Annotated in this window: 25 protein-coding genes and 1 pseudogene; 21 read left to right on the top strand and 5 right to left on the bottom strand. The window is 72.0% G+C overall.

What is annotated here, in order from left to right:
* The first annotated feature begins 239 nt into the window (after window positions 1-239).
* The 3 genes from MF605_RS00500 to MF605_RS00490 all read left to right on the top strand — a co-directional run bounded on the left by MF605_RS00500 (window position 240) and on the right by MF605_RS00490 (window position 3344).
* Window positions 240-1814, top strand: coding sequence for an RNA/DNA-binding domain-containing protein (locus tag MF605_RS00500; protein ID WP_134416187.1), 1575 nt, complete (start codon window positions 240-242; stop codon window positions 1812-1814).
* Between the two features lie 96 nt (window positions 1815-1910).
* A complete protein-coding gene (locus MF605_RS00495) occupies window positions 1911-2762 on the top strand; it encodes a GIY-YIG nuclease family protein (protein WP_134416189.1) in 852 nt (283 codons plus the stop codon).
* 120 nt (window positions 2763-2882) lie between these two features.
* Window positions 2883-3344 (top strand): hypothetical protein, encoded by a 462-nt coding sequence (locus MF605_RS00490; protein WP_242821211.1) that lies wholly within the window; start codon window positions 2883-2885, stop codon window positions 3342-3344.
* 207 nt (window positions 3345-3551) lie between these two features.
* Here MF605_RS00490 and glpK read toward each other — a convergent pair whose 3' ends face one another.
* The 3 genes from glpK to MF605_RS00475 form a co-directional block, all read right to left on the bottom strand.
* Entirely contained in the window at window positions 3552-5084 is a 1533-nt protein-coding gene (gene glpK / locus MF605_RS00485; protein ID WP_134416193.1) for a glycerol kinase GlpK, read from the bottom strand.
* Window positions 5085-5178: 94 nt separating this feature from the next.
* Window positions 5179-5901 (bottom strand): MIP/aquaporin family protein, encoded by a 723-nt coding sequence (locus MF605_RS00480; protein WP_041104833.1) that lies wholly within the window; start codon window positions 5899-5901, stop codon window positions 5179-5181.
* A 13-nt stretch (window positions 5902-5914) separates the two neighbouring features.
* Window positions 5915-7654, bottom strand: a complete 1740-nt coding sequence (locus tag MF605_RS00475) for a glycerol-3-phosphate dehydrogenase/oxidase (RefSeq protein WP_134416195.1) — start codon at window positions 7652-7654, stop codon at window positions 5915-5917.
* Window positions 7655-7967: 313 nt separating this feature from the next.
* On the opposite strand from MF605_RS00475, the gene MF605_RS00470 reads away from it, so the two are divergent.
* Window positions 7968-8417 (top strand): hypothetical protein, encoded by a 450-nt coding sequence (locus MF605_RS00470; protein ID WP_134416197.1) that lies wholly within the window; start codon window positions 7968-7970, stop codon window positions 8415-8417.
* Between the two features lie 65 nt (window positions 8418-8482).
* Here the strand turns inward: MF605_RS00470 and MF605_RS12055 are convergent, their stop codons facing one another.
* Entirely contained in the window at window positions 8483-9625 is a 1143-nt protein-coding gene (locus tag MF605_RS12055) for a GNAT family N-acetyltransferase (RefSeq protein ID WP_078025307.1), read from the bottom strand.
* Between the two features lie 110 nt (window positions 9626-9735).
* Here MF605_RS12055 and MF605_RS00455 point away from each other — a divergent pair.
* The 11 genes and pseudogenes from MF605_RS00455 to MF605_RS00405 all read left to right on the top strand — a co-directional run.
* A pseudogene (locus tag MF605_RS00455) lies at window positions 9736-10011 on the top strand (GNAT family N-acetyltransferase); the annotation flags it as partial.
* A 68-nt stretch (window positions 10012-10079) separates the two neighbouring features.
* Window positions 10080-11300 carry a Fic family protein gene (locus MF605_RS00450; RefSeq protein WP_134416201.1) on the top strand — a complete coding sequence of 407 codons (1221 nt, stop codon included), beginning with the start codon at window positions 10080-10082 and terminating at the stop codon, window positions 11298-11300.
* Window positions 11301-11520: 220 nt separating this feature from the next.
* Window positions 11521-11862: an alpha/beta fold hydrolase gene (locus tag MF605_RS00445; RefSeq protein ID WP_166795246.1), complete on the top strand. Its 342-nt coding sequence runs from the start codon at window positions 11521-11523 to the stop codon at window positions 11860-11862.
* Window positions 11863-11885: 23 nt separating this feature from the next.
* A complete protein-coding gene (locus MF605_RS00440) occupies window positions 11886-12482 on the top strand; it encodes a DinB family protein (protein WP_044659366.1) in 597 nt (198 codons plus the stop codon).
* 43 nt (window positions 12483-12525) lie between these two features.
* Window positions 12526-13392: an 8-oxoguanine DNA glycosylase OGG fold protein gene (locus MF605_RS00435; protein WP_134416205.1), complete on the top strand. Its 867-nt coding sequence runs from the start codon at window positions 12526-12528 to the stop codon at window positions 13390-13392.
* 33 nt (window positions 13393-13425) lie between these two features.
* Window positions 13426-13581 (top strand): hypothetical protein, encoded by a 156-nt coding sequence (locus tag MF605_RS00430; RefSeq protein WP_155643142.1) that lies wholly within the window; start codon window positions 13426-13428, stop codon window positions 13579-13581.
* A 102-nt stretch (window positions 13582-13683) separates the two neighbouring features.
* Window positions 13684-14691, top strand: a complete 1008-nt coding sequence (locus MF605_RS00425) for a GIY-YIG nuclease family protein (protein WP_078025311.1) — start codon at window positions 13684-13686, stop codon at window positions 14689-14691.
* A gap of 268 nt (window positions 14692-14959) precedes the next feature.
* Window positions 14960-15667 carry a GntR family transcriptional regulator gene (locus MF605_RS00420; RefSeq protein WP_041104849.1) on the top strand — a complete coding sequence of 236 codons (708 nt, stop codon included), beginning with the start codon at window positions 14960-14962 and terminating at the stop codon, window positions 15665-15667.
* Window positions 15664-16026, top strand: coding sequence for a CidA/LrgA family protein (locus MF605_RS00415; protein WP_002855541.1), 363 nt, complete (start codon window positions 15664-15666; stop codon window positions 16024-16026). The genes MF605_RS00420 and MF605_RS00415 overlap by 4 nt, the downstream gene beginning before the upstream one ends.
* Window positions 16023-16757 carry an LrgB family protein gene (locus tag MF605_RS00410; RefSeq protein WP_095695120.1) on the top strand — a complete coding sequence of 245 codons (735 nt, stop codon included), beginning with the start codon at window positions 16023-16025 and terminating at the stop codon, window positions 16755-16757. Before MF605_RS00415 ends, MF605_RS00410 begins: the two co-directional genes overlap by 4 nt.
* A 177-nt stretch (window positions 16758-16934) precedes the next feature.
* Window positions 16935-17687, top strand: a complete 753-nt coding sequence (locus MF605_RS00405; protein WP_044659363.1) for a metal-dependent hydrolase — start codon at window positions 16935-16937, stop codon at window positions 17685-17687.
* 182 nt (window positions 17688-17869) lie between these two features.
* Here MF605_RS00405 and MF605_RS00400 read toward each other — a convergent pair whose 3' ends face one another.
* A complete protein-coding gene (locus MF605_RS00400; RefSeq protein WP_095695119.1) occupies window positions 17870-19372 on the bottom strand; it encodes a long-chain-fatty-acid--CoA ligase in 1503 nt (500 codons plus the stop codon).
* A gap of 265 nt (window positions 19373-19637) precedes the next feature.
* Here MF605_RS00400 and MF605_RS00395 point away from each other — a divergent pair, with 265 nt between their 5' ends.
* The 6 genes from MF605_RS00395 to MF605_RS00370 all read left to right on the top strand — a co-directional run bounded on the left by MF605_RS00395 (window position 19638) and on the right by MF605_RS00370 (window position 26241).
* On the top strand, window positions 19638-20699 hold the full coding sequence (locus tag MF605_RS00395) for a zinc-binding dehydrogenase (RefSeq protein WP_134416207.1): 1062 nt from the start codon (window positions 19638-19640) through the stop codon (window positions 20697-20699).
* A 527-nt stretch (window positions 20700-21226) separates the two neighbouring features.
* Window positions 21227-22036: an ABC transporter ATP-binding protein gene (locus MF605_RS00390; RefSeq protein ID WP_060774840.1), complete on the top strand. Its 810-nt coding sequence runs from the start codon at window positions 21227-21229 to the stop codon at window positions 22034-22036.
* On the top strand, window positions 22033-22767 hold the full coding sequence (locus tag MF605_RS00385) for an ABC transporter permease (protein ID WP_049159722.1): 735 nt from the start codon (window positions 22033-22035) through the stop codon (window positions 22765-22767). The genes MF605_RS00390 and MF605_RS00385 overlap by 4 nt, the downstream gene beginning before the upstream one ends.
* On the top strand, window positions 22764-23438 hold the full coding sequence (locus MF605_RS00380; RefSeq protein ID WP_049159725.1) for an ABC transporter permease: 675 nt from the start codon (window positions 22764-22766) through the stop codon (window positions 23436-23438). Before MF605_RS00385 ends, MF605_RS00380 begins: the two co-directional genes overlap by 4 nt.
* A 20-nt stretch (window positions 23439-23458) precedes the next feature.
* Window positions 23459-24475 carry an ABC transporter substrate-binding protein gene (locus MF605_RS00375; RefSeq protein ID WP_049159728.1) on the top strand — a complete coding sequence of 339 codons (1017 nt, stop codon included), beginning with the start codon at window positions 23459-23461 and terminating at the stop codon, window positions 24473-24475.
* Window positions 24476-24696: 221 nt separating this feature from the next.
* Entirely contained in the window at window positions 24697-26241 is a 1545-nt protein-coding gene (locus tag MF605_RS00370; RefSeq protein ID WP_095695778.1) for an alanine/glycine:cation symporter family protein, read from the top strand.
* Window positions 26242-26318: the final 77 nt, after the last annotated feature.

Here is a 26318-nt window from a genome sequence, read left to right as displayed (position 1 = left end):
CCGCCCGGGGGTTCCTCTGGTGTTCCTCTCACCTCATCCCCTTCACCTCCCGCTTGAGGATCTTCCTCGTCGCCGTCTTAGGGAGCCTGTCCATCACCACGACGCTGCGCAGGTACACGTCCATGCCGCTGCGGAGGCGCACCTCGTCCAGGTTTTCGACGTCGCCGGGGTCCAGGTTGAGCGGCCCTCGAAGAAAGCGCCACCCCATGACACTGACACCATGACTTACAGTTGTCACTGTGAACTGGTCCTCTGATGATCTGACGGCCACCCTCGAAGCCCTCCGCGCGCGCCGTGGCGACACCACCTCGGTCGAGGTCAAGCGGGCGACGGGCGGCGTCCCTTCCATGCCGGAGACGCTCTGCGCCTTCGCCAACATGCCCGCCGGTGGAACCGTCGTCTGCGGCGTCGACGAGGCGCACGGCGAGTTCCGCGTGGTGGGCGTGCCCGACGTCGCCGTGCTGGAGGCGGGGCTCGTGGCCCAGGCGCGCGAGGCCGTCACGCCCAGTCCGACCCTCCTGCCCCAGGTCTTCCACCTGGACGGGAAGGACGTGCTCGTCGCCCACGTGGTGCCCCTGCGCCTCACGGACCGGCCCGCCACGGTGCGAGGGCAGGCCTATCTCCGCCAGTCCGACGGCGACTACGTGATGCACGCGCACGAGCTGCGCATGCTGGAGGTCGCCAAGCTCCACGCCGACGAGCGCGTGGACTACGACGTCAAGCCCGTCACCGGGATGAGCGAGGAGGACCTGGTCCCCGAGCTCGTGACCGACTACGTGGCGGCCGTGCGCGAGCGGGACAGCCGCCTCCGTGACCGCACGCACCAGGAGATCCTCCGCCAGACCAACGTCCTCACCGCCGCCGGGGAGCCCACCCTGGCCGGCCTCTACGCCCTCGGCGACTACCCGCAGGGCCGCTATCCGGGGCTCACCGTCACCGCCGCCGTCCAGGTGCGCGGGGGAGAGGGGCAGGCGCGCAGCCGCAACCTCACGGACTTCACCGGCCCCGTCCCCGTGCTGCTCGACGAGGTGATGGCCTGGGTGCGCCAGAACCTCGGGACCGAGCACGTGTACCGCCCCGACGGTCAGCTCGAGCGCCGCCCCGAGCTCCCGCTCGCCGCCGTCCGTGAACTCCTCGGCAACGCCCTCGTGCACCGCGACCTCGGCCCCGACACCCTCGGCGCGGGCAAGGCCATCCAGGTGCGGCTCACGGACCGGGCCCTGTTCATCCAGAGCCCGGGCGGACTGCGCGGAGTGTCACTCACCCAGCTCGAAAGTGACGAACACGCCCAGGCCGCCGTCAATCAGCGGCTGTACCAGATCGCCAAGAAGCTCACGACGCCGGACGGCGCCTCCGTCATCGAGGGCGAGGGCGGCGGCATCCACGAGGTGTTCCGGTCCGCTCGTCAGTGGGGGCTGGGCCGGCCCCAGCTCATCGACACGGGGGTCCAGTTCAAGGCCCTCCTCTGGCGGCCGCGGCCCGACGAGGCTCGGCCGCATCGGCGGGAGCCCGCCGTGGAGGTTGCGCGGACACCCCCCGTGGAGGAGGTGCCCGACGTGAAGGCGGACGCGCCGTCATCGGCCGTGCCGCCCAGCTCCGCGCCCACCCGCCACGAGGGGCGCGTCCTCGGTGCCCTGGACGCGGGGGAGGCGGTGGGCATCCGCGACCTGGAGCAGGCCACGGCGCTGACCGCGCGGCAGATCCGCTACGCGCTCCGCCAGCCGCTGCTCGACGGGCTGGTGGAGATGACCGGCGGTCAGGGCCACAAGGACACCCGGTACCGACTGGTGTCGGCCAGAGGGGCGGGAGACTGACACTGCCGCTCTTGAGAGCCCCCTTTGGTGGTCGACTGTGAGTCTGAAGTGTCAATCTGTCGATGTGGATCCGTCCCATGAGCAGAATGAGGTCCTATGCCGCACTCTGATCCGGTTCCCGAGCCGTTCGTCCTGACTCTTGGGTCGGTGCTCGACGCCGCTGGCCTGGACCCGCACGAGGTTCTTGCCATCCGTCACACCTACAAGGAGTCGGGGCTGCCATCGCGGGCGGCAGCCACGCCGGAGCGCGTGCTCGCCTACACGCGGGAGCAGCACCACGTGGGGAAGTTCCCGAAGGAGCCCGCCCGCCACTGGCTGATCTTCATGGGGGAGGGCGGACGGCGTTCTCGCCTCACCGCCGTGTACCAGAATCGCGGGGAGGCTGTGGCTGAGCGCACGGAGCGGTACCGGTACTACGACGTTGCGCCGGTGCCGCTGCTGGCCTCCCTCGAAGAGCGACTGGTGGTGGAGTGGTCCGCAGACCCCGTGAACTGGGCCAAGCGCGGCCACCTGGCGGCGCGGTTCCCCGTCCTCGAGATCGCCGACCCCACCACCGAGGCGTTCCCCGGCTTCGACCACGTGCTGCTCAGCTACGGGGACCTGCAGTCAATGGTGACCGAGACCCGCTACGCAGGCTGGCGCACCGCCCTGGAGGCCGTACGCGGGATCTACCTGATCGCCGACGAGACCGCGGGCCAGTGCTACGTGGGCAAGGCCGACGGTGAGCGTGGTGTGCTCGGACGGTGGGAGGCCTACGCCCGTGACGGGCATGGCGGGAACGTCGCCCTCCGGGATGCCCTGGAGCTCGACCCCGACCAGCCGGAGCGGTACACGTTCAGCTTGTTGCGCGTGTTCGGCTCCAATACCCCGCCGGCCCAGATCGACGCCGCGGAGAAGCACTACAAGGAGGCTCTGATGACGCGCCGGTTCGGACTGAACCGGAACTGAACGGACGTCGCTGTCCTGGGGGGCGAAGGTCAGACGGGGGATGGATTGCCCGCGCCGAGCCTCGGGGAGGAGGGCAAGTGCGCCATCCAGGCACAGCAGCCATCGCTGAGTTCCTCGAATGTGACTGCCCACGAGCACACGGGGCATCCGCAAGCCGCCCGCATTGATGTCGCCGCGCGGGCCGACGTCGTCGAGGCGGGCGGGCCAGGTCTGATGGGTGTGAACGGCCTCCCCGGAACCGGCAAGACGACGATGCTCGGGGACATCCTGGCGTCCAACGTCGTCGAACGAGCACACCGAATGTCGGCGTGTGAGAACCCATTCGACGCCTTCACCGAACGCACCCATGAGTGGACCGGCGAGGGCAGGATGCGACGACGGGCGCGCGAGCTCCGGCCCGAGGTGGCCGGCCTCGAAAAGGTGGTGGCCACGGCGAACAACGCGGACGAGGAGAACCTCTCCGAGGAGATTCCACATCGGAGCGCCACCAAGGACGGCCGACACGTGGATGCGGACTACTTCGCCTGCCTGGCCACCGCCGCCTTGGGCGGAAGCGGCGGGGGAAGAGGACGCCCTGGGTAAGGACAGCTTGACGTCGGAGCAGCCGGGCACCTCGGGCCTGGCCACTGCGCCGATGGCAACGGCACCGACTCCGCCCCGCTCCGCGCGCAGGCGGCCGACGAGGGGGTAGTGCTGCTCGGGGTCCTTCTGGAGGGGCCGGGTCGGCCCGGACCGGCCCGGGCGCACGGGGCGCACGGGGCCGGCCGGACCGGCCTACGGACCGGACGGTCAGCCCTGGGCCGACTCGACGTCCTCGTCGACCCAGTCGCGGGAGCGTTCCACGGCCTTCTTCCACAGCCGCAGGGTGCGCTCAACCTCCTCCTCGTCCATGGTGGGCTCCCAGCGCTTGTCCTCTTCCCAGTTGGCCACGAGCTCGTCCTGGGACGCCCAGAACCCCACCGCCAGGCCTGCGGCGTAGGCGGCGCCGAGAGCGGTGGTCTCGATGACCTTGGGGCGCACGACGGGCACGCGCAGCAGGTCCGCCTGGAACTGCATGAGCAGCTCGTTGGCGACCATGCCACCGTCGACCTTCAGTTCGGTGAGGTCCACGCCGGAGTCCGCGTTCATGGCGTCCAGGACCTCGCGGCTCTGGAAGGCGGTGGCCTCGAGCGCCGCGCGGGCGATGTGCCCCTTGTTGACGTAACGGGTCATGCCCACCATGGCGCCGCGGGCCGCGGCGTCCCAGTGCGGGGCGAAGAGGCCGGAGAACGCGGGGACGAAGTACACGCCGCCGTTGTCCTCCACGCCGGCGGCCAGGGTCTCGACCTCCGGGGCGCTGCCGATCATCCCGAGGTTGTCCCGCAGCCACTGGATCAGCGAGCCGGTGACGGCGATCGAGCCCTCCAGCGCGTACACCGGCTTCTGGTCGCCAATGCGGTACGCCACCGTGGTGAGCAGGCCGTTGTCCGAGTGCACCGGCTCCTCGCCGGTGTTGATCAGCATGAAGTTGCCGGTGCCGTACGTGTTCTTGGCCTGGCCGACCTCGAAGCACGCCTGGCCGAAGGTCGCCGCGTGCTGGTCGCCCAGGATGCCGGTGATCGGCGTCTCGCGCAGCAGCTGCTGGCCGGATACGGTGCCCACCTCGGCGGAGGAGCTGACGATCTCCGGAAGCATGGACATCGGGATGCCCATGTCCGCGCAGATCTCCTCGTTCCAGTCGAGGGTGTCCAGGTTCATCAGCATGGTGCGGGAGGCGTTGGTGACGTCGGTGACGTGCCGGCCGCCCTCCCCGCCGCCGGTGAGATTCCACACGAGCCACGAGTCCGTGGTGCCGAAGATGAGGTCGCCGTTCTCGGCGGCCTCCCGGGCACCGTCCACGTTCTCCAGAATCCAGGCCACCTTGGGGCCGGAGAAGTACGTGGCCAGGGGCAGCCCGACGCGCTCCTTGTAGCGGTCCGCGCCGACGTCGCCGGCCAGGCGCTCGCAGAGGCGGTCGGTGCGGGTGTCCTGCCACACGATGGCGTTGTACACCGGCTTGCCGGTGTTGCGGTCCCACACCACGGTGGTCTCACGCTGGTTCGTGATGCCCACGGCGGCGACGTCGTGTCGGGTCACCTCGGCGCGGGCCAGGGCCTCGCCGATGACCTCGCGGGTGTTCGTCCAGATCTCCACCGGGTCGTGCTCCACCCAGCCGGCGCGCGGGAAGATCTGCTCGTGTTCGCGCTGACCAGTGGACACGATGGCCCCACTGTGGTCGAAGAGGATCGCGCGCGTGGACGTGGTGCCCTGGTCGATGGCCATCACGTAGCGGGGGGTGGTCATGTCCTACTCCTTCGGAGGTGGTCACGGGGGTGTGGGGGTGGCGGGCACGTTCCCGACGGGGAACGTGCCCGCCGGGGTTGGACGGGCAGACCGCTCAGACGAACAGAGGCGCGGCGAGGCCGGCCAGGACGGCGCCGACGAGCGGGCCGACGATCGGCACCCAGGCGTAGCCCCAGTCCGAGCCGCCCTTGTGCCGGATCGGCGCGACGGCGTGGAACAGGCGGGGGCCCAGGTCGCGCGCCGGGTTGATGGCGTACCCCGTGGGGCCGCCCAGGCTCGCGCCGATCGCGACGACGAGCAGGGCCACCGCGAGCGGGCCGAGCCCGGAGGGGGTGGAGCCGAAGAGCAGGATCACGAACACCAGGACGAACGTGGCGATCACCTCGGTGACCATGTTCCACAGCGGGTTGCGGATCTCGGGACCTGTGGCGAACGTGCCCAGGATCGCGCCCTGGTCCGTCTCCGCCTGGTAGTGGTCGCGGTAGGCCAGCCAGGCCAGGGCCGCGCCGAGGAAGGCGCCGATCAGCTGCGCCGCGAAGTACGCGAGCGTGGTGCCGAGGGTCACGGCGATGCCGGGGGCGTACTCCTCGGCGCCGCTGACGAGCAGGCCGACGGTCACGGCGGGGTTCAGGTGCGCACCGGTCGCGGCAGCGACGTAGACGCCCGCGAAGACGCCCAGCCCCCAGCCGAAGCTGATGAGCAGCCAGCCTCCGCCGTTGCCCTTGGTCTTCGTCAGGACGACGTTGGCGACGACGCCGACGCCCAGCAGGAGGAGGATCGCCGTGCCGGCGATCTCATACAGGAAGATCGTGCCCATGGACGGGCTCCTTTCAGGGGGTGGGGGCGGCGTCGGCGGCCGCGAGCGCGGCGGCGGCGGTGACGTCGTCGTGGGCGGTCTCGCCGCGGAGGCGTGCGGCGACGAGGTTCTTGTACGCCCGGATCTCACCGGCGATGCGCTCTTCATCCCAGCCCAGCTCGGGGGCCACGAGGGACGCGATCTCCTCGGCCGCCGCGACGCCGCGGTCGCGGACCTCGGTGGACAGGCGCGTGCGGCGCTCGATGACGTCGTCCAGGTGGACGACGCCCTCGGCTCGGGCCGCGTAGACGATCTCGGCGCGCAGGTAGCGCGGCGCCTCGGCGAGAGGGACGCTCAGGGACGGGTCGGCGTCGATCAGGTCGAGCACATGGCGCAGGACGGTGCCGTAACGGAACAGGAGCCGGTCCACGCGGGCCTCGTCCAGGCCGTAGTCGGCGGCGATGCGGTCCGCCTCCGCCTCGATCTCCGAGTAGCCGAGGCCGCCGAGCACGGGGATGCGCTCGGTGAGGCTGGGACGGGTCGGGTGGGTCTCGCGCACCACGAAGTCCACGACGTCCTCGGCCATGGCCCGGTACGTGGTCCACTTGCCGCCGGCCACGGCGGTGAGGCCGGGGGCCACCTCGGTGACGGTGTGCTCACGGGAGATCTTGGTGGAGCCGCCGTCGGACCCGGTGACCGGCTGCAGGAGCGGGCGCAGGCCGGCGTACGTGGCGATCACGTCGTCTCGCGTGAGGTCCTCCTTCAGCACCGCGTTGGCGTGCTCGAGGATGTAGTCGATGTCGTCCGCGGTGGTGGCCGGATGGGCCACGTCCTCCGCCCACGGGGTGTCCGTGGTGCCGATCACCCAGTACTCGTCCCACGGGATGAGGAACAGCACGGACTTCTCCGTCTTGGTGATCACGCCGGTGGCGGCGTCGGCGCGGATGCGGTCGCGGGGCACGGTGATGTGGGCGCCCTTGGAGGCGAGCACCTCGAGGCCGCCGTCGGCCTCGGCCAGCTCCTGCTGCTCCTGGGTCCAGACGCCCCCGGCCAGGATGACGGCGCGCGCGTGCACGTCGAACTCCTCGCCGGAGGTCTCCTCGCGGACACGCACGCCCTGCACACGGCCGTCGTCGCCGCGCAGGTAGTCGGTGACGGCGGTGTAGTTGGCGGCCACGGCGCCGTGGTCCACGGCGGAGCGCACGAGCATCATGGCCAGGCGGGCGTCGTCGAACTGGGCGTCGGCGTACTCGACCGCGCCGACGATCTTCTCGTCGTCGAGGGAGGGGAAGGTCGCGGCCATGGAGCGGCGGCTGAGATGGCGGTGCGCGCCCATCGCGCGGCGACGTCCGAGCGACTGCATGGCGTCGTACATGGTGACCCCGGCGCCGATGAAGCCGCGGTCGATCACCTTGTGGAAGAACGGGAAGACGAAGCGCAGGGGGCGCACCAGGTGGGGCGCGGTCTGGGTGAGCAGCAGGTCGCGCTCACGCAGCGCCTCGTACACCAGCTTGACGTCCAGCATCTCGAGGTAGCGCAGGCCACCGTGCATGAGGCGGGAGGAGCGGGACGACGTCCCGGAGGCCCAGTCGCGGGCCTCGACGATGCCCACGTCGAGGCCGCGGGTGGCCGCGTCGAACGCGGCGCCCACGCCGGTGGAGCCGCCGCCCACGATCAGGATGTCGAGGGGGGCCTCCGGGCTGGTGGCCCGGAGGCGGGCGAGGTGATCCTCTCGCGTGGCGGCGGAGAGGGAGACGGTTCGCAGGGTCGGCATGGAGGGGTTGCTCCTTTATCGGTGGAGGCACAGTGTAGTGGCGTGGCTCACGATACCTGGTGTCATGTCACGAGATCCGGTATCAGCGCGAGCCGAGGTCCATGATGTCACTCCCGGGCCGCGGGTATGCAGGCGTCGGGTACGGTCTCGCGGAACCCGAGCCGCTCGCACAGGGCCACGTCGGTGCGCGTGGAGGTGGCCCGTCTCGCACGGTCCCCGGACTGTGGCACCTCACCCTGTTCCGCTGGAACGAGGGCGGAGCGCCCCGGGTGACGCGTACCCACGGGTGAGGCCCCGCCCCTACACTCCGACCATGGACATCACCGTCGGCGCCGTCGGCCGCGCCTCGCTCTCGGACTGGGAGCAGGAATGCTGCGGTGACCCGATCGCCGTGGGGGAAGTCCACGAGCTGATCCTGCTGCCCTCCCGGGGAGTGAGTCAGGCTGGGCCCCTGGCCTCTGCAGGCTGGGTCGTCACCCATCACGACGACGGCAGCCCCGCCGGGTCGATCCCGTTGCGTCGTGTGCGGGCCGTTGTGAGGGCGGTACACGAGGTGTGGCCCTCGGGGCGGCTCGCCGAGATCGACCGCGTCCCCGGCCACGCTGACCTGACGATCCTGGAGCCGGAGGAGGCCACCGGCCTCGGCTTGGGGGAGGTCGTCTACGTCGGCGCCTACGAGCCGGTGCTCCCCGAGACTCCCCGCCCTGACGAGTGGCTTCTCGACCTGGAGATCCTCGAGGACCTCGGTCCGCACACCTGGTGAGCCTCGCGAGTCCACCCCCTCACGGTCTCGAGCTGCATGGGGTGAGCGTAGAAGTCCGTTCGTCGTCATAGATGGCCCCTCACCCCCCGGTCGCTCGCGAGCATCGCGTAGACGAGGGTGTCCGTCCACTCGCCCTTGCTCCACAGGTCCTGCCGGTGGTGTGCCTCTCGACGCATCCCGAGCGTCTCGGCCAGTCGGGCGGACGCCGTGTTGCGGGCATCCATCTGTGCCACCACCCGGTGCAGGCCAGACGTCTCGAACCCCAGGTCCAGCAGCGCAGCCGCGGCCTCCCGGGCGAAGCCTTGACCGGCATGCCGCGGATCCAGTGCCCAGCCGATCTCCGCGACACCGCGCTCGCGGTCCGTCAGCCACAGGATCACGTCACCCACGGGGACGCCCGCGTGCTCCACCACCAGGGACACCGCCCCGGATGGGCCGCCGAGGTCGTCCCACGTGATCCGCTTGGCCAGCTTCGCTCGCGCGGTCGCCTCGTCCCAGGGCTCGTCCAGCAGGTGGCGCACCACCACGGGCTGCATGTACATCTCCTGCAACCAGCCGAGGTCGTCCTCCCGGTGCGGCCGCAGCGTCAGCCGCGCGGTGGGCAACGGCCAGTCAGGGGCGCGGCCGCCCGCAGCCGCGCCCTCCTTGCGCCCCGCCGGAGGCGGGGCGTCGACGTCGGCGGGGACCGGCGTCGTCGTGCCGGACGCCCAGTCCTGGCGCAACATTGCGTAGGCCACGGACGCGAGCGGCTCGCCGCCGTCCACGGGCCAGCCGCGCCGGTAGTGCGCCTCCTTGACCCAGCCGGCCCGGCGGAAGGTGCGCAGCATGGGGACGTTGTCCTCGCGGGTCTGGCCCTCGAAGCGGTCCACCGCGGGCATCGTCTCGAAGACGTGCCGGGTGAGCGCGGTGAGGATCTGCGCGCCGAGCCCGCGCCCGCGGAACCGCTCCGCCACGCGCAGGTCGAACAAGGGGGTGGGGTCCGTGAGGTCCTCCAGGCGCACCACGCCGACGCGGCCGTGCTCGGGATGCTCGATCCAGAAGGTGCGGTGGTCCTCATCCTCCCAGGCGCCGCCATCGACGGCCTTCTCCGCCTCCGGCCGGGTGACGCGCGGGCGCGTGTGGAACGGCCACGCGTTCTCGGTGAGCAGGGCGACGAGCGCGTCCCGGTCGGCGCCTGCCGGGTCGAGCGGAGTGAAGGTGACGTCCATGGGGCCGAGAGTAGGGGAGGGGACGTCACCGCCGCCCGTTGCCGTGACCCCATGGCCACGCCCCTCCTCGACCTCGCGGCGCACCGCGCGAGGAAGCCCGGGACGCTCAGGCCGAGATCGGCTGGACCATAGTCCAGGCCCACGCCGGCCGGGGCCGCGCCACCGAGCTGGCCTGTGCCCTGCTGGACCTCGCCTTCGCAGGCCTCGGCGTCCGACCCGTGGAGGCTCACGCCTTCGCGGACAACGCGCCCATCCTGCGCGTGATGGAGAAGGTCGGCCTGCGCCACGAGGGCACCTTCAAGGAGGAGGCACTGCACCGCACCCGCGGCTGGGTGGACGGCGTCACTTACGCGATGCTCGCCTCGGAGCATCGGGCCCGGGGCTGACGGCTTTCCACCTCACGACGCCCAGAATTACGCAACTCTCTAGACATAACGTTGCGTAAGGTGGCGGCATGAGCAACGATCCGCGCCCGACCCCGTGGGCCGTCGGCTGGGAAGAGCGCCCCTGGGCCGCGGGCCCGGATGACGCCGGGCTGCGCTCCCGCAGCGCTCGCGTGCGTGCAGCAGGCCCATATCGAGCCGCGCTCCCGGCCCGTATCGCCCGACTCGGGTTCGACCTGCCCTCCGATCTGGCGACCGAGGTCGAGGAGGCGACGGCCGCCGTCGTGCGCTTCGACGCTGAGATCAGCCACGCCCTCCCGGGGTTCACCGGCGAGATCGCCCCGATCGACGCGGTGCTCCTGCGCACTGAGTCCGCGTCCTCCTCGCAGATCGAGCACATCACCGCGGGCGCGCGAGCCCTCGCCCTGGCGACTCTCGGCGAACGCACCCGCCCGAACGCAGCGCTCGTGGCGGCGAACGTGAGGGCCATGGGCGCTGCTTCCCGGCTGGCCGCCGACCTGGACGAGCCCGCCCTGCTGGCCGCCCATCGTGCCCTCATGGACGGTCAGGAGCATGCCCGGCCGGGTGCCTACCGCGATGCGCAGGGGTGGATCGGGGGCGGGGCGCCCACGCCGCACACGGCGCAGTTCGTCCCGCCCCACCCGGAGCGCCTGCGTGCCGGGATGGACGATCTCTTCGCCTATCTGCGCCGCACGGACGTACCCGCCCTCGTGCAGGCCGCCATCGCGCACGCTCAGTTCGAGACCATCCACCCGTTCGCGGATGGCAACGGCCGCACCGGGCGCGTCCTCGTGCACGCCGTGTTGCATCGGGCCGGCGCGATCACCCGTATGGGGGTGCCCCTCTCATCGGGACTCCTCACGGACACGGCCGGATACTTCGACGCCCTCACCGCCTACCGCGACGGCGACCCCGCGCCCATCGTGCGCCGCTTCGCACAGGCCGCCCTGGCCGCCGTCGGCAACGGCCGAGAGCTCGTCGCGGACCTGGACGAGGCCCTGACCGGCTGGCGCGAGCGGCTCACCGCCCGGCGGGACGCGGCGGTCTGGCGGGCGCTCGCGGTGATCATCGCGCAACCCGCCGTGACCGTGGACCATCTGGCCCAGGCGCTGGGTGTCTCGCGCCCGGCCGCCCAGCGGGCCGTGGACCAGCTTGTCGAGGCCGGCGCTCTGCAGGCCGCGTCCGCTCAGCGTCGGAACCGGGTGTGGCTGGCCACCGAGGTGCTCGCCTGTCTGGACGAGTTCGCCGCGCGTGCGGGCCGGCGGGGTTGACCGGGTGTGGACTACCGGGCTGACCAGCCTCATGCCGCGTGTAGTGTCCCGGCCATGGTCAGGCGAACACACGAGGTGAGGCCCGCGGGATGACTCGCGGTCCGTCAGCCACAGGATCACGTCCCCACGGGCATGCCCACGTTCCCCACCACCAGAGACACCGATCCGGCAGGGCCAGCCAAGGTCGTCCTCCCGGGGTGGGCGCAGCGTCAGGCGCGCGGTGCGCAACGGCCAGTCAGGGGCGGGGCCGCCCGCAATCGCGCCCTCCCCGCGCTCCACCCGGGACGTCGACGCCGGCTGGGTGCCACGCTTCAACGTCGACGTGCTGGAGGCCGCCCTGCGGCCCGTCCACGAGCGGCCCCGGTGGGAGGAATGGGGGCAGATCGCCGCGCCAACCCTGCTGATCACCGGGGAGAACGGGTACGTGCCCGCCGGAGAGCTGGACGAGATGCGGCGTCGGCGCCCGGATGTGCGGCACGTGCAGGTGCCCGGCGCGGGGCACGACGTGCACCTGGACGCGCCGGAGCGGGTGGCTGAGCTCGTGCGGGGGTTCGCGGCCTGACTGATCTGGGGCAGGATCCCCCCATGGACCACAAGCAGATCCTCCACGACGGGCTGCGCCGCCAGCGTGCGGCCCTCCTCCAGAAGCTCGAGGGCCTCAGCGAGCGCGACGCCCGCCTGCCGCGCACTCCCACCGGCACCAACCTGCTGGGACTGGTCAAGCACGCCGCCGTCGTCGAGCTGGAGTACTTCGGCGAGACGTTCGGCCGCCCCGCCGAGGTGCAGCTGCCCTGGGCGGCGGCGGGGCAGCCGGAGGAGGACAACGTGGACATGTTCGCCGCCGAGGGTGAGTCCCTCGAGGACGTCCTCGAGTTCGCCCGCCGTTGCTTCGCCCACGCGGACGCGACCATCACGGCCCTCGGCGCCGACGCCCCCGGGCGGGTGGCGTGGTGGCCCGACGACAAGGCGGAGGTGACGCTCGCGCAGATCATTGCGCACGTCGCCCTGGACGAGGCCCGGCACGCCGGCCACGCGGACATCCTGCGGGAGCAGATCGACGGGCAGGCCGGCCTGCGCGCCCCGGGGAACAACCTGCCCCCGTGGGACGCCGACCGCTGGGCCGCCCACGTGGACCGTCTGACCGCCATCGCGGAGGGGAGTGGCGGGCCGGGCCGGAACTGAAGGCACATGCCTCCCGTGCCGGTCCTTGGCCTACGGTGTGGCCATGACGAGTACTCCCGCTGCCGCCGTACCCCCTGCCCTCCAGCGCTCATTCGATGCGTGGGCTGCCGCCGGCAGGCCCGCCGACGAGCCCACGCGCTGGTCCTTCGATCACTGGACGGCCCACGTCCCCGACCTGCCCGCCTGCCTCGAGTGCGAGCCGCTGACCCGCGCCGTCGTCACCGGCTACGCCGCGAAGGTGACCGCCGAGGACCGCGCCGTGCAGCGGGACGCCTTCATCGCCGCGATGGTGTGGGGATACGGACGGGTCGGCTACGGCCCCTCCCGGGTGGAGCGCATCATGGCGCAGCCCGGGTTTGAGGAGCAGCTCGCCGACGTCACCCGCATCACCCTCGAGCAGGGCGGGCCCGCGGCCTTCGAGCACATCCGGCAGCAGCGCAAGAGCGGGGTCGGCTGCCTCAAGCACCTCGGCGCGGCCTTCGGCACCAAGTACCTCTACTTCCTCACCAAGGCCCACCGGGAGTCCGACATCGCCCCCGTCCTCGACTCCGTGGTGCGCGCCTGGTTCGCCGAGCATGTGAAGGACGTCGACGTCCGGATCGGCGGCGGTTGGACCTGCCCCCGCAAGTACGCCACGTACGTGGAGACCATGCAGGCGTGGGGTGAGGAACTCAAGATCCCGGCCGACGACGTCGAGCGGCTCATCTTCCTCCAGCAGCAGGACTCCACCCAGGAGCCCTGGCGGGAGAGCTGGAGTTCCGCCGCCGCGGACCCGGAGGCCGGCGAGCTGCTCGAGGCCCTCCGCCTCGCGCTGGCCGACCTGGGCGCCGGGGACGACGCCGAGCCCCACCTGCAGGCTCTGGAGGACGTCATCGCCGACGCGGAGGACCGGGCGCCCGACGAGGCGTGAAGCCCCGCCCGCCTGTGCGCGGTTGGCGTCGAGATGAACGTGTCCGCTGAGCAGCTGATCGGCGACGAGTCCGGCGTGCACCGCGGCCTGTACCGGCGCGTCGTGGACCACGTCCCGTGGCTACGCGGCTTCGTCTGCGACGACCTCCACAATTTCGGCCCAGAGGACCGGTGGATCTTGGCGCGGTGAGGGCTCAGCGATCCATCGCAAGGGCGCCTACCGTGTCCAGGGCCCTCCGTAGGCTCGAGGCGCAGCCGGGGTAGATGTCCCGGACGAAGAGAGGACATTGGCATGACCACCAAGGTGGGGTTCATCGCGGCCGCTTCCCATGCTCTGCAGAACGGTCCCCAGCTGTTCGCACGCGTCGAGGACGGCGGTGTGGTCATCGGTGGGCGTAGCGGCGAGGTCGTGCCGGATTCGACCGGGCTATACGCGGTTGTCGCGCAGGATCCTGACGCGGCGCGAGCCGAGCTGCGATTGGACACGTCTGTCAGTCGAAGCGATGTGCTTTACATCGGCAAGGCCGAGGGCAGCCTGCGGGCCCGCCTGGAACGCAAGCATTTCGCGGACGGCGGCACCGCGCACTCCACTCTGCGCCGCACCCTGGCCGCACTCCTGGTGGATCGGCTGGACCTGGAGCCGGTCGCCGTCGCCTCCGCGGGTCGATTCACCCTCACCCCGGAGAGCGGCGAGCAGCTGACCACCTGGATGCGGCGTCACCTCGCCGTCCGCGTGTGGCAGGCACCCGCCGGGTTCGCGGAAGTGACACCGCTCGGAGACATTGAGAAGCCTGTGATCGACACGCACACCCCGCCGTTGAACCTCACCTACGGCGGCACCAGCCCCGAAGCACAGCTGCTCCGCCAGCGCATCCGGAAGGCCCGCACGGCCATGGCGGAGCAGGCGAAGCGTGGTGTGGACGTGGTGGGGGCCGATTCGTCGGCGCGCGCGACCGTCGGCGACTTGTTCCGCCGCCGCCCCCGCCAGTACGGGCTGCGGGGAAGCGTCGGTCTCTGGGAGGAGCTCGCTGAACGGCTCGACGACACCCCCATGCCCACCAGTGAGTATGAACTCGGCCGGCTCCTGCGCGATGCGCTCGATCGCTCCCTCGAGGGGGCCGAGCCTTACGACGAGGACAAGGTCAATGTGGAGCGGTTCAACCGCGGAGGCATGAGTCAGGGCCTCGTCCATCTGCCCTGGTGGGAGGACCAGGCCATCCCCCTCCTCCTCGACCGCTGGGGAGCCTGGGCGGACACCCGGGGTCTCATCGGCCCGGAGGACTACATCGGGAGCTGGTGACCCGACAGTGTGTGGTGCCTGCCGCCGTCCTCGATGGCCTCCTTCGCCACCGGCCGGGTGACGTGGGGCGCACAGGGAAGGGCCACGCGTTGCCGGTGAGCAGCGCAATGAGCTCCGCGCGGTCCGCGCCGGCGGGGTCGAGACGGGTGATGGCGACGGTCATGGGGCGAGGGTGGGCGCCGGCATCATGGGCGCCTCCCCACCCGGACCCCTTCCGAGTCCGACACAATGCATACATCCATGCATGCATCCGATTACTCTGGCCCGCATGACTCCACTCTCCGACCCCTTATGGGGCAGTCGTGCCACGGCTGCCGGCCGCCTGGCCCACGACGTCGCCTGGCGCATCGTCCGCGGTGAGATCGCCGCGGGGGAGATGCTCACCGAGGTCCAGCTCTCCACGGAGGCCGGCATCTCCCGGACGCCGGCCCGGGAGGCCCTCCTCCAGCTCGAGCGCTGGGGCCTGGTGCGGCTCCTCCCCAAGAAGGGCGCGGCCGTGCAGGCCCTCACGCCGCAGAGCGTGGCCGACCTCACGGCCCTGCGCGGCCTCCTCGAGTCCACCGCCCTCGCCACGGTCGCCGCGCGGCCCGACGCCGTCGGGCCCCTCGTCGCCACGCTCACCGCCAACCTGGAGCAGCAGCGCGCCGCCCTGGACGCCGGCGACCTCGCTGCCTTCTCCGCGCTGGACGTGCGCTTCCACCGGGACGTGATCGCCACGTGCGGCAACGCCGCCTTCGACGAGGTCGTGCGCACCTTCGCCCCCCGCCTGGCACGCCTGATCCACGCCGCCACCGGCGGATCCGTCGACGCCGCCCGCCGCCTCCTCGATGGGCACGCCGAGATCTGCGCCCAGCTGGCCGCCGGGCGCGCCGCAGACGCCCAGCGCGCCCTGCAGGCGCACCTCGACGCCGCGGGGAGCGGCGTCGTCCCCGGCCTGCCGCCCGTGGGCCCGTCCGAGGCAGGTGAACCCCGATGATCGAGGGCCTGCTGATCCTGCTGCTCTGCCAGCTGGCGGGCACGCTCGTGGCCGACACGCTGCACCTGCCGATCCCCGGGGCCGTGCTGGGCATGCTCCTGCTGCTCGGCCTGCTCGCGTGGCGCCGGCCGGCCGAGGACGCGCCGGTGATGACGGCGAGCCATCACCTGCTCCAGCACCTGCCGCTGCTGTTCGTCCCGGCGGGCGTCGGCGTCGTCGCGGTGCTGGGCCTCATCGGGGAACACCGGGCGCTGATGCTGGTCGGCTTCGTGGTGCCCTGGCTGCTGGGGCTGGTGGTCACCGCCGGCGTCGCCGCCCCGCTCGCCCGCCGCCTCACGGACAAGGAGGACGCACAGTGAACGCCGCCGAACTGACCGACTCCCTTGCCGAGGCCTGGGACGCGCTCCTGCACACACCGCTGTTCGGCATCGCGCTGACCCTCGCCGTCGCCGTGCTCGCCCGCCGCCTGTGGCTCGCCGCCCGGCAGACCGCCCTGCTCACGCCCGTGCTCGTGACGATCGTGCTGGTGGCCGCGTTCCTGGCCCTGACCGGCATCGACTACGAGACCTACATGATCGGCGGCAGCTACCTCACCTTCCTGCTCGGCCCCGCCACCGTGGCCCTCGCCGTCCCCCTGTACCGGGCCGGCCCTGACATCCGGAAGCTGCTGCTGCCGGTCGCCGTCGGGGTCACCGTCGGCTCGCTGACCGCCATGGTGAGCGCCGTGCTGATCGTGCGGATGATGGGCGGGGACGCCGCGCTGGCCGCCACGTTCGCCCCCAAGTCCGCGACGACGCCGATCGCCATGGCGGTGGCCGACGCCGGCGGCGGGATCGTCTCCCTCGCCGCCGTGCTCCCCGTGCTCACCGGCGTGCTCGGCGCCGTGCTCGCCCCCTGGGTGCTCGACCTGCTGCGCGTGCGCGACCCCCGCGTGCGCGGCCTGGCCATCGGCGTGAGCTCCCACGGCATCGGCACCGCCCGCGCCCTCGCCGAGGGGCCGAAGACCGGCGCGTTCTCCGCCCTCGCCATGGCCTGCTCCGGCGTGCTCACCGCCCTGCTGGCCCCGCTGGTGCTGGCGATGACGGGGTGAGGGGCCGGGCGGCCGCCCCCGGCCGGGCAGCCGCCTCGACCCGCTCCGGCCGCGGCGGCCTCCTTACCGTGTCCGCCCCGCCTGCCACCCTGGTCCTCTTCCTTCCCCGCGGGCCGCCCGCCGGCCCGCACAGGCGCGGTGACGCGGCCCGGTCCTGCGAACGAGAGGACCTCACCCATGATGGGCCCGTCCCACGCGGCCACCGGCGCCGCGGCCTGGCTGGCGCTCACGCACTGGCAGTCGCCGATCGCCGTGCTGCACCTGCCCGCCGAACTCCAGCTGCTCGGCGCCGTGACCACCGCCGGCGCGGCCATGATCAGCGACTGGGACCACCCCCGCGCCACCGTCGTCCACGCCCTGCCGCCCCTGACCGAGTGGCTGAGCCGCGGCATCCGCCACGTGGCCGGCGGGCATCGGCGCGGCACACACTCGCTGGTGGGGATCGCGGCGTTCACCGCCGTCGCGACGGCGGCCGCCTCCATCCAGGTGCCGATCGCGGGGCACGTCTACACACCGGGGCAGGGGGTCATCGCCGCGTTCCTGGCGGCCGTGGCCGCCAAGGCCCTCCGACTGCTCCCGAACCGGGGATGGAGGGCCGCGTGGGCACTCGGCATCCTGGTCGCGGTGTCGGCGACCGTCCTCAGCGACGGGCTGTGGTGGATCCCCGCCTCCGTGGCCGTCGGCGTGAGCGTGCACATCCTCGGCGACGCCCTCACCAACAACGGGGTGGCCCTGCTCTGGCCGCTCAGCCCGGAGCCTCCCGCGCGCCTGTGGTGGTGGCAGTCCTCCGGACGGTTCCGGCTTCCCCTGCTCGGCCGGACCGGGTCCTGGCGGGAGTGGGCGCTCGTCTCGGTGGTCACCGCGTTCACCGTGGTGCGGGCCGTGCGGCTCGTCCCGCTCGCCGCTCGGGGGGTGGCGGCACTGTTCTGAGCGGCGGCACCCGGCCACGGCCTCGAGCAGCTCGTCCGACCCGGGGTCGCAGGCGTCGCATCCGCAGTCCGGCAGCAGCGCGTGCACCTGCCCCGGGGCGCCGACCGCCACCCGGCGCGACGACGGCGCCCACCTCCGCGAGCACCTCGGCCCACACGCGGGCCCGGGCGGTCACCCCGAGCTCACTCCGCCGGCGTCAGTTCCCGCTTGAGGATCTTACCGGTGGCGGTCTTGGGCAGTCCGTCCCGCACGCTCACGGTGCGCGGGTACTTATAGGGGGCCACCTGGGACTTCACGTGCTGGATCAGCTCCTCCTCCGTGGCGTGCGCGCCGGGGGCGAGCACCACGTGCGCGGCGACCTCCTGGCCGAGCTCCGGGTGGGGCACCCCCACCACGGCGGCCTCCGCGACGGCCGGGTGCTCGTAGAGCACCTCCTCGATCTCGCGCGGGTACACGTTGAGCCCGCCGCGCAGGATCATGTCCTTCGTGCGGTCCACGATGTAGTAGTTGCCCGCGGCATCGCGCCGGGCGAGGTCGCCGGAGCGGAACCAGCCGTCCTCGGTGATGGCCTGGGCAGTGGCTTCCGGCTTGCCCCAGTAGCCCTTCATCACGTTCTCCCCGCGGATCCACACCTCGCCCAGGGTCTCCTCGTCGCCCTCGGGCACGACGGCCCCGTCCGGCGTCACCAGCTGCAGTTCGCACCCGCGGACGGCGCGTCCGATCGAGCCCGGCTGATGCGCCTCACCCGGATGGTTGAAGCACGCGACCGGGGAGGTCTCGGACAGGCCGTAGCCCTCCAGGATCTCGCAGTCGAAGGTGGCCTCGAAGCGGCGCAGCAGCTCCACGGGCAGGGCCGATCCGCCGGAGACGCCCAGGCGCAGGCTGGCCAGGTCCTCCGGATGGTCCTTGGCCGCGGCCAGCACGGCCCCGTACATGGTGGGCACGCCGATGAACACGTCCACCGCGCACTCCCGGACGGTCTGCGCGGCCACGGCGGGATCGAAGCGGGGGATCAACGCCAGGCTGGCGCCCGTCGTCACGGGCGCCATGAGCGCGCACGTGAGGCCGAAGACGTGGAACAGCGGCAGGCAGCCGAGCACGGTCTCCCCGTGCTGGAGCTGGATCAACGTCTCCGCCACGGTGTCCGCGTTGGTGCCCATGTTCCGGTGGGTCAGCTGGGCCCCCTTGGGGCGGCCGGTGGTGCCGGAGGTGTAGAGGATGACGGCGTCGTCCTCGAGGTCCCGCTCGACGGTCTCGGTCACCGGGCCGGGGCTCTCCGCGAGGTGCGGGGCGAGGCCGTCCTCGCCGAGGGTGCGCAGCGGCACACCGCGTTCGCGGGCGCCCTCCACGGCTTCCTCGGACGGCACGGACCACAGCATCGACGCGCCCGAGTCCTCCAGGTAGTACTCGATCTCGCGGCGCTTGAACAGCGGGTTCATCGGGACGACGACGGCGCCCAGCTGCAGGGCCGCGAAGAACACCACCGGGAACGCCGGGATGTTCGGCGCCATGAGCGCCACGCGGTCCCCGGGGCCGATGCCCTCCTGCCGCATGAGCCCGGCCAGGCGCTGGGACTGGTCCTGCAGCTCGGCGTATGTCATGCGGTTCTCACCGAGGATCAGGGCGGTGGAGTGCGGATGCTCGGCGGCGGTGCGCTCGAGGCGGGCGGGCAGGGTGAGGGTCACGACGGGCCTCCGAGGGGAGTCGGATGTGATGGGAACCACAGCCTAACGCCCGGCGGTGCTCGTTCGCTGTGAGCCGAGCGGGGTGTGTCGGCCGACCTCGCGCCAGCGACATCACCGCGGTTCTGCCCGGCGGTGATGTCGCTGGCGCGCGGTCATCCACCGGCCCCGCCTGCGACGCCGATGTGTCGTCTCCACGGCTCAGGGGCGCAAGACTGGTCCCCGCACACCGCCGCCCGGGCCGCCGGGCCAGACCGGAGGACAGACCATGACCGCACAGACCCCCGCCACCCCGGCCATCCCCGAGACGATGAAGGCGGTCGTCATGCGCGCGCCGGGCGACGTCGTCGTCGAAGAGGTGGACACCCCGCGCGTCGCCCAGCCCACGGACGTGGTCCTGAAGCTGGCCGCCGCATGCGTGTGCGGCTCTGACCTGTGGCCCTACCGCGGCCACAACGACGTCGACCACCGGCGCATGGGCCACGAGTACGTCGGCACGATCGTGGAGAAGGGCGAGGACGTCGCCACCCTCGAGGTCGGCGACTTCGTGATCGGCTCCTTCATGCTCTCGGACAACACGTGCGAGATCTGCCAGGCCGGCTACCAGTCCCGCTGCGTCAACGCCGGCGAGTACACGGGCAGCCAGGCGCAGTACATGCGCGTCGAGCTCGCCGACGGCTCCCTCGTGAAGGTGCCCGGGGGCGAGCCCACGGACCCGGACCGCCTGGCCGACTACCTCGCCGCCTCGGATGTGCTCGGCACCGGCTGGTACGCCGCCGTCGCCGCGCAGGCCGGCCCCGGCAAGACCATCGCCGTGGTCGGCGACGGCGCCGTCGGCCTGTGCGCCGTCCTGGCCGCCAAGACCCTCGGCGCGGAGAAGGTCATCGTGTTCTCCCGCCATGAGGATCGGGCCGCGCTCGCCCGTGAGTTCGGTGCCGACGTCGTGATCGCCGAGCGCGGCGAGGAGGGCGCCGCCCAGGTGCGCGAGCTCACCGGCGGCTACGGCGCGCACGGGGTGTGCGAGGCCGTCGGCACGCAGGGCTCCATGGACCAAGCTCTGGCCTCGGTGCGCCCCGGCGGGTACGTCGGGTTCGTGGGCGTCTCCCACGACCAGACCCTCGACGGCTCCGACCTCTTCGGCCGGCAGATCCACCTCGAGGGCGGGCCCGCCCCCGTCCGCCGCTTCCTGCCCGAGCTGATCGAGCGCATCCAGTCCGGCGAGATCCAGCCCGGCCGCGTGTTCACCGCGCGCATGCCGCTCGACGACGCCGCGGAGGCCTACCGGGCCATGGACGAGCGCCGCGAGATCAAGGTGCTGCTGGAGGTCTGAGGCCGCCGGTCTCGAGCAGGCTGGGCGACGGTTGACCCTCCCCTTGGGGGAACGCCCACGCTGGGAACACCGGAGGGAAAGGTCGTCCCATGAGCCCCCTGATGACCGTCGGCGAATTCGCCCTCGCCACCGGACTGAGCGCGAAGGCGCTGCGCTTCTACGGCGTCCGGTCCGTCCCGGCCTCGGGAGCGCAGTGGGCTCGGTGTGGCCCGGCGGCTCGCGCTCGGTGCATACGTCGAAGTGGGAGTGCCGTCGCCGAAACCGTTGTCCAGGTGTGAGTGCGGATGAGTTCTTGTTGACATCTCCGTCCTCGACCCGACGGCCTGACATGCGGAGGCGAGTGCCGTCGTCGGGAAACCCCGATGCCGACGACCCTCCGCACCGGCTCCATGACCTTTTCCGCACCTCTGCGGCCCCGGCCCCTCGACCCGGCCTGACCTGGGGTCTACGCTGGCCGATCAGGCCTCGCACCCGAAGAGCGCGGCGTCTGCGTCCACGCCTGTCGAGTCCTCAGGGAGCACCACCGCATGATCCGCTTCGAGCATGTGGAGAAGACCTTCCCGGACGGCACCCGTGCCGTGGAGGACTTCTCCCTCGAGGTCCCCCCGCACACCACCACCGTGCTGCTGGGCTCCTCCGGCTGCGGCAAGACCACGCTCCTGCAGATGGTGAACCGGATGGTAGACCCCACCGGTGGCCGCGTGCTCATCGAGGGCCGTGACGTCGCCTCCCTGGACCCCGTGAAGCTGCGCCGCGGCATCGGCTACGTCATGCAGAACGCCGGCCTGCTGCCGCACCGCACCGTGCTGGACAACGTGCTCACCGTGCCGCGCCTGACCGGCCGGATCTCCCGCCAGGACCGGGACCACGCGCACGAGCTGCTCGAGCTCGTCGGCCTGCCCGCGGCCGTCGCCTCCCGATACCCCTCCCAGCTCTCCGGCGGCCAGCGCCAGCGTGTGGGCGTGGCCCGCGCCCTCGCCCCGGACCCGGACGTCCTGCTCATGGACGAGCCGTTCTCCGCCGTGGACCCGGTGGTCCGCGCGGACCTGCAGGCCGAGATGCTGCGCATCCAGCGCGAGCTGTCCAAGACCGTCCTGTTCGTCACCCACGATGTGGACGAGGCCGTCCTCCTCGGAGACGAGGTCCTGGTCCTCCGCGAGGGCGCCCGCGTGGCCCAGCACGGCACCGGCGAGGACATCCTGCTGCGCCCCGCCGACGACTTCGTCCGCTCCTTCGTGGGCGGCGCCCGCCGCGAGCTCCACGTGGAGGACCGCACCGGCACCCCCATCGTGGTGGACGCCTCCGGCCGCGTCGCCGGGACGCTGGTGCAGCCGTGACCTGGATCAGCGCCAACCTGGACTTCATCCTGTCCCTGACCTGGCGGCACATCGCCCTCGCCTCCCCGGTGGTCCTGCTCAGCCTCCTGATCTCCGTGCCCCTGGGCCGCCTGGCCAACGCCACCGGCTGGGGTCGGAGGCTGATCGTGGGCGGCTCCAGCCTGCTCTACGCCATCCCCTCGCTCGCCGTGTTCGTGATCCTCCCGGGCCTGGTGGGCACCAAGATCCTAGACCCGCTCAACGTGGTCATCGCCCTCACCCTCTACGGGGTGGCCCTGCTGACCCGAAGCGCCTCCGAGGCCTTCGACGCCGTGGACGACGAACTCCTCACCGCCGCCACCGCCCAGGGCCACAGCGCCTGGCAGCGGTTCTGGCGGGTGGAGCTGCCGCTGGCCGGCGAGTCCCTCCTGGCCGGCACCCGCGTGGTCAGCGCCTCCACCCTGTCCCTCGTCTCTGTCGGTGCGCTGATCGGCGTGCAGTCCCTCGGCACCCTCTTCACCGAGGGGTACGCCCGCAGCTTCGTCACCGAGATCGTCGTCGGCATCGTCGGCACGGTGATCCTCGCCGTCGTCTTCGACCTCGTCCTGGTAGCCCTCGCCGCTCTCCTCATGCCGTGGACGAGGCGCGCGAAGGTCCGGAAGGCGAGCGGCCGTCGTCGTTCCTCACAGGACACCACGACGACGGCACTCGCCACCGTGCCCGACCTCGCGGTGCAGGAGGGTCGCCGATGATCAGCTCCCTCTTCTCCTGGTTCGCCGACCCCGCCCACTGGGCGGGCCCGAACGGCGTGCCCGCCCGCGTGCTCGAGCATCTCGGCTACTCGGTGCTCGCCCTGGCGATCGCCGCGGCCATCGCGTTCCCGGTGGGCGTGTGGATCGGCCACACCGGACGGGGCCGGCGCGTGGTGGTGGCGCTGTCCTCCGCCCTGCGCGCCCTGCCGACCCTCGGCCTGCTGACCTTCCTCGCGATCGTCCTGGACATCAGGCTGCGGGAGGCGCTGATCCCCACCGTGATGGTGCTGGTGATCCTCGCGATCCCGCCCCTGCTGGCCGGCACCTACGCCGGACTGCAGGCCGTGCCCCGCGAGGTGGTCCACGCTGCCCGCGCCAACGGCCACTCCACCGGCCAGCTCATCGGCCAGGTGGAGCTGCCGATCGCCCTGCCCATGGCCGTCGGCGGACTGCGGTCCGCCACCCTGCAGGTGATCGCCACGACCTCCGTGGCCTCCTACCTCGGCCTCGGCGGGCTCGGCCGCTACCTCTTCGACGCGCTCGCCGTGCAGGACTACGTGACCATGCTCGCCGGCGCCGTGCTGATCGCCGTGCTCGCCCTGCTGTGCGACGGCCTCCTGCTGCTGGTGCAGCGCATCCTGACCCCCGCTGGGCTGAGGGCCCGCGGCTGACCCACGAAAGGACGGCTGCCATGGCTGCCACCGACCACACCCTGAATCCCCGGGCGGGAGCGAACCCGTCCGCCGCCCCGAACCGGCTGGTGCGGCGCCGCGCCGTGATCGGCCTGCTCGCCGGCGCGCCCCTGCTGGCCGCCTGCGGCGGGGACCCGCTCTCCTCCGACGGCGGCGGGCAGGGCTCGGGAGGCTCCGGCTCCGGCGGGGGCGGCGGCGGGACCGTCCGCGTGGGCTCGGCGAACTTCCCGGAGTCCGAGATCATCGGCGAGCTCTACGCCCAGGTCCTCGAGGCCAAGGGCCTCACCGTGGAGCGGAAGATGCAGATCGGCTCCCGTGAGGTCTACCTCGGTGCCCTCAAGGACGGGTCCATCGACCTGATCGGCGAGTACACCGGCAACCTCCTGGCCTTCTATGACAAGCAGGCGAAGGCGAAGACGTCCGAAGAGGTGTTCGCCGCCCTGCAGAAGGCCCTCCCGGACGACCTCGAGGTCCTGGCCGAGGCGAAGGCGGAGAACAAGGACGCCTGGTGCGCGGCCGGCGACTGGGCCAAGCAGCACGGCATCTCCTCCTACGCGGACCTGAAGGACTACGACGGCACCCTCCGCGTGGGCGGCCCGCCGGAGATGAGCCAGCGCGACTACGGCGCCGGCCTCGCCCGCGTGGAGTCCGTCTATGGCGTGCCCGCGGACAGGATGGAGTTCACCCCCATCAGCGACGGCGGCGGCCCGCTGACCGTCAAGGCCCTCAAGGACGGGGACGTGGACCTGGCGAACATCTTCTCCACCACCCCGGCCATCGAGGAGAACGGCTTCGTGATGCTCGAGGACCCCGAGGGCATGGTGACCCCGCAGAACATCGTCCCGCTCATGGCCAAGGACAGGGTCACGGACCAGATCCGCGAGGCCGTGGAGTCCGTGCAGAAGGTCCTCACCACCGAGGACCTCATGGCCATGAACGCCGAGAACTCGGGCGAGCAGAAGAAGCAGCCGCGAGAGGTCGCGGGGGAGTGGCTGAAGGAGAAGGGCCTCGTCTGAGGGCTGCCCTCGACGCCGAATCAGAGGAAGTGGTCGCCTCACGCCTCGTGAGGCGACCACTTTCTCCTGGTTCGAGGGAGGCGGGGGTGCGGGGACGGCGCGGCGTGTCTGGCCGGCCGACCCTGCCGGTCCCGCGCAGACCCCCGGGAGGCTCAGGGGTGCCCGGGGTGGCCCGAATGTGATGGAGTGCACGGATCCTGTCCACGACCTGGGAAGTGACCATGGAGCAGTTCGTCACCGCCGCCAACTCGATCATGTGGAGCCTGCCCATGGTCGTCGGGCTCCTCGCCCTGGGCCTGTACTTCACGATCCGCATGGCGGCTCCCCAGGTGCGGCTGCTCACGGACATGGTGGGTCAGCTGGCCAGGGGAGGATCGTCGTCGGCGGGGATCAGCTCGTTCCAGTCGTTCGCCATGGCCCTGGGCGGGCGCATCGGGGTCGGCAACATCGCGGGCGTCGCGGCCGCGATCTACCTGGGCGGCCCGGGCGCGCTGTTCTGGATGTGGGTGACGGCGATCCTCGGCGCCCCCGTGGCGCTCGTGGAGAGCTCGCTCGCACAGCTCTACAAGCACAAGGTCCGCGGGGAGTACCGCGGCGGGCCCGCGTACTACATCCTCGAGGGGCTCGGCCGGAACTGGCGGTGGCTGGCGGTCGCGTATGCCGCGGCCACCGTATTCGCCACGGTCTTCACCGGCCCGCAGATCCAGGCCAACGCCGTCACCGCCGCCACGACCGAGGCGTGGGGCTGGGACCCGCTGTGGGTGGGACTCGGGATGGCCGTGCTGTTCTGCGTGATCGTGTTCGGCGGCATGCACCGCCTGGGCCGCACGGTGGGCCTCGTGGTCCCGTTCATGGCCGGCGCGTACATCCTGGTGGGGCTGCTCGTCGTCGGGCTGATGTGGCAGCAGGTCCCCGCGATGTTCGGGCTGATCTTCTCCAGCGCGCTGGGCCTGGACTCGGTCTACGGCGGCATCCTCGGCGCCGCCGTCGCGTGGGGCGTGCGCCGTGCCGTGTACTCCACCGAGATCGGCACCGGTTCGGGCGCCCAGGCCTCGGCGGCCGCCCACGTCTCCCACCCCGTGAAGCAGGGCCTGGCCCAGGCGTTCTCCGCCTACGTGGACACCCTGTTCGTCTGCACCATGACCGGCCTGATGATCCTCGCCACGAACAGCTTCAACGTGCTGGGCCCGGACGGGGAGAGCCTCCTCGCCGAGCACGTGCCTGGCGTCGAGGAGGGCCCGGCATGGGTCCAGATCGCCATCGACGAGGCACTGCCCGCCTTCGGCCCGTCCTTCGTGGCGATCGCCGTCTTCCTCTTCTCCTTCACCACCCTGCTCTCCTTCGCGTTCTACGCGGAGACGAACGTCGCCTACCTCATCCCGAACAAGACGGCGCAGCGCGCGGTCATCGCGATCGCCCGGCTGATGCTGGCCGGCTCCATGGTGTTCGGGTCCGTGCAGAGCTCGGCCCTCGTGTGGGCGTTCGCCGACTTCGGCGTCGGCCTCTACACGTGGGTGAACATCGTGGCGCTCATCCTGCTGAGCCCCGTGGCCATCCGGCTGCTCAAGGACTACGACCGCCAGCGCCGCGCCGGCCAGGAACCCGTGCTGGATCCGCACGCGATCGGCGTCCGCAACGCCCGCCTGTGGGAACAGATCCACGCGGCGTACCAGCAGACCGGCGACCTCGACCGCGCCATGGAGCACGTCGCCGACACCGCCCCGGACACCCGGGCCATCACCGTGGTCCCGCGCCGGGAGGGCTGAGGACCGACGACGGCGGCCCGGGGCGCCGGACGTCCGCGACGACGTCGGGCCACGGGCCAGGGCCGTCCGCGCGGCCT

The organism is Micrococcus luteus (assembly GCF_022664405.1).
Classification (GTDB): Bacteria; Actinomycetota; Actinomycetes; order Actinomycetales; family Micrococcaceae; genus Micrococcus; species Micrococcus luteus.
This window is presented reverse-complemented; position numbering and strand designations above follow the sequence as displayed.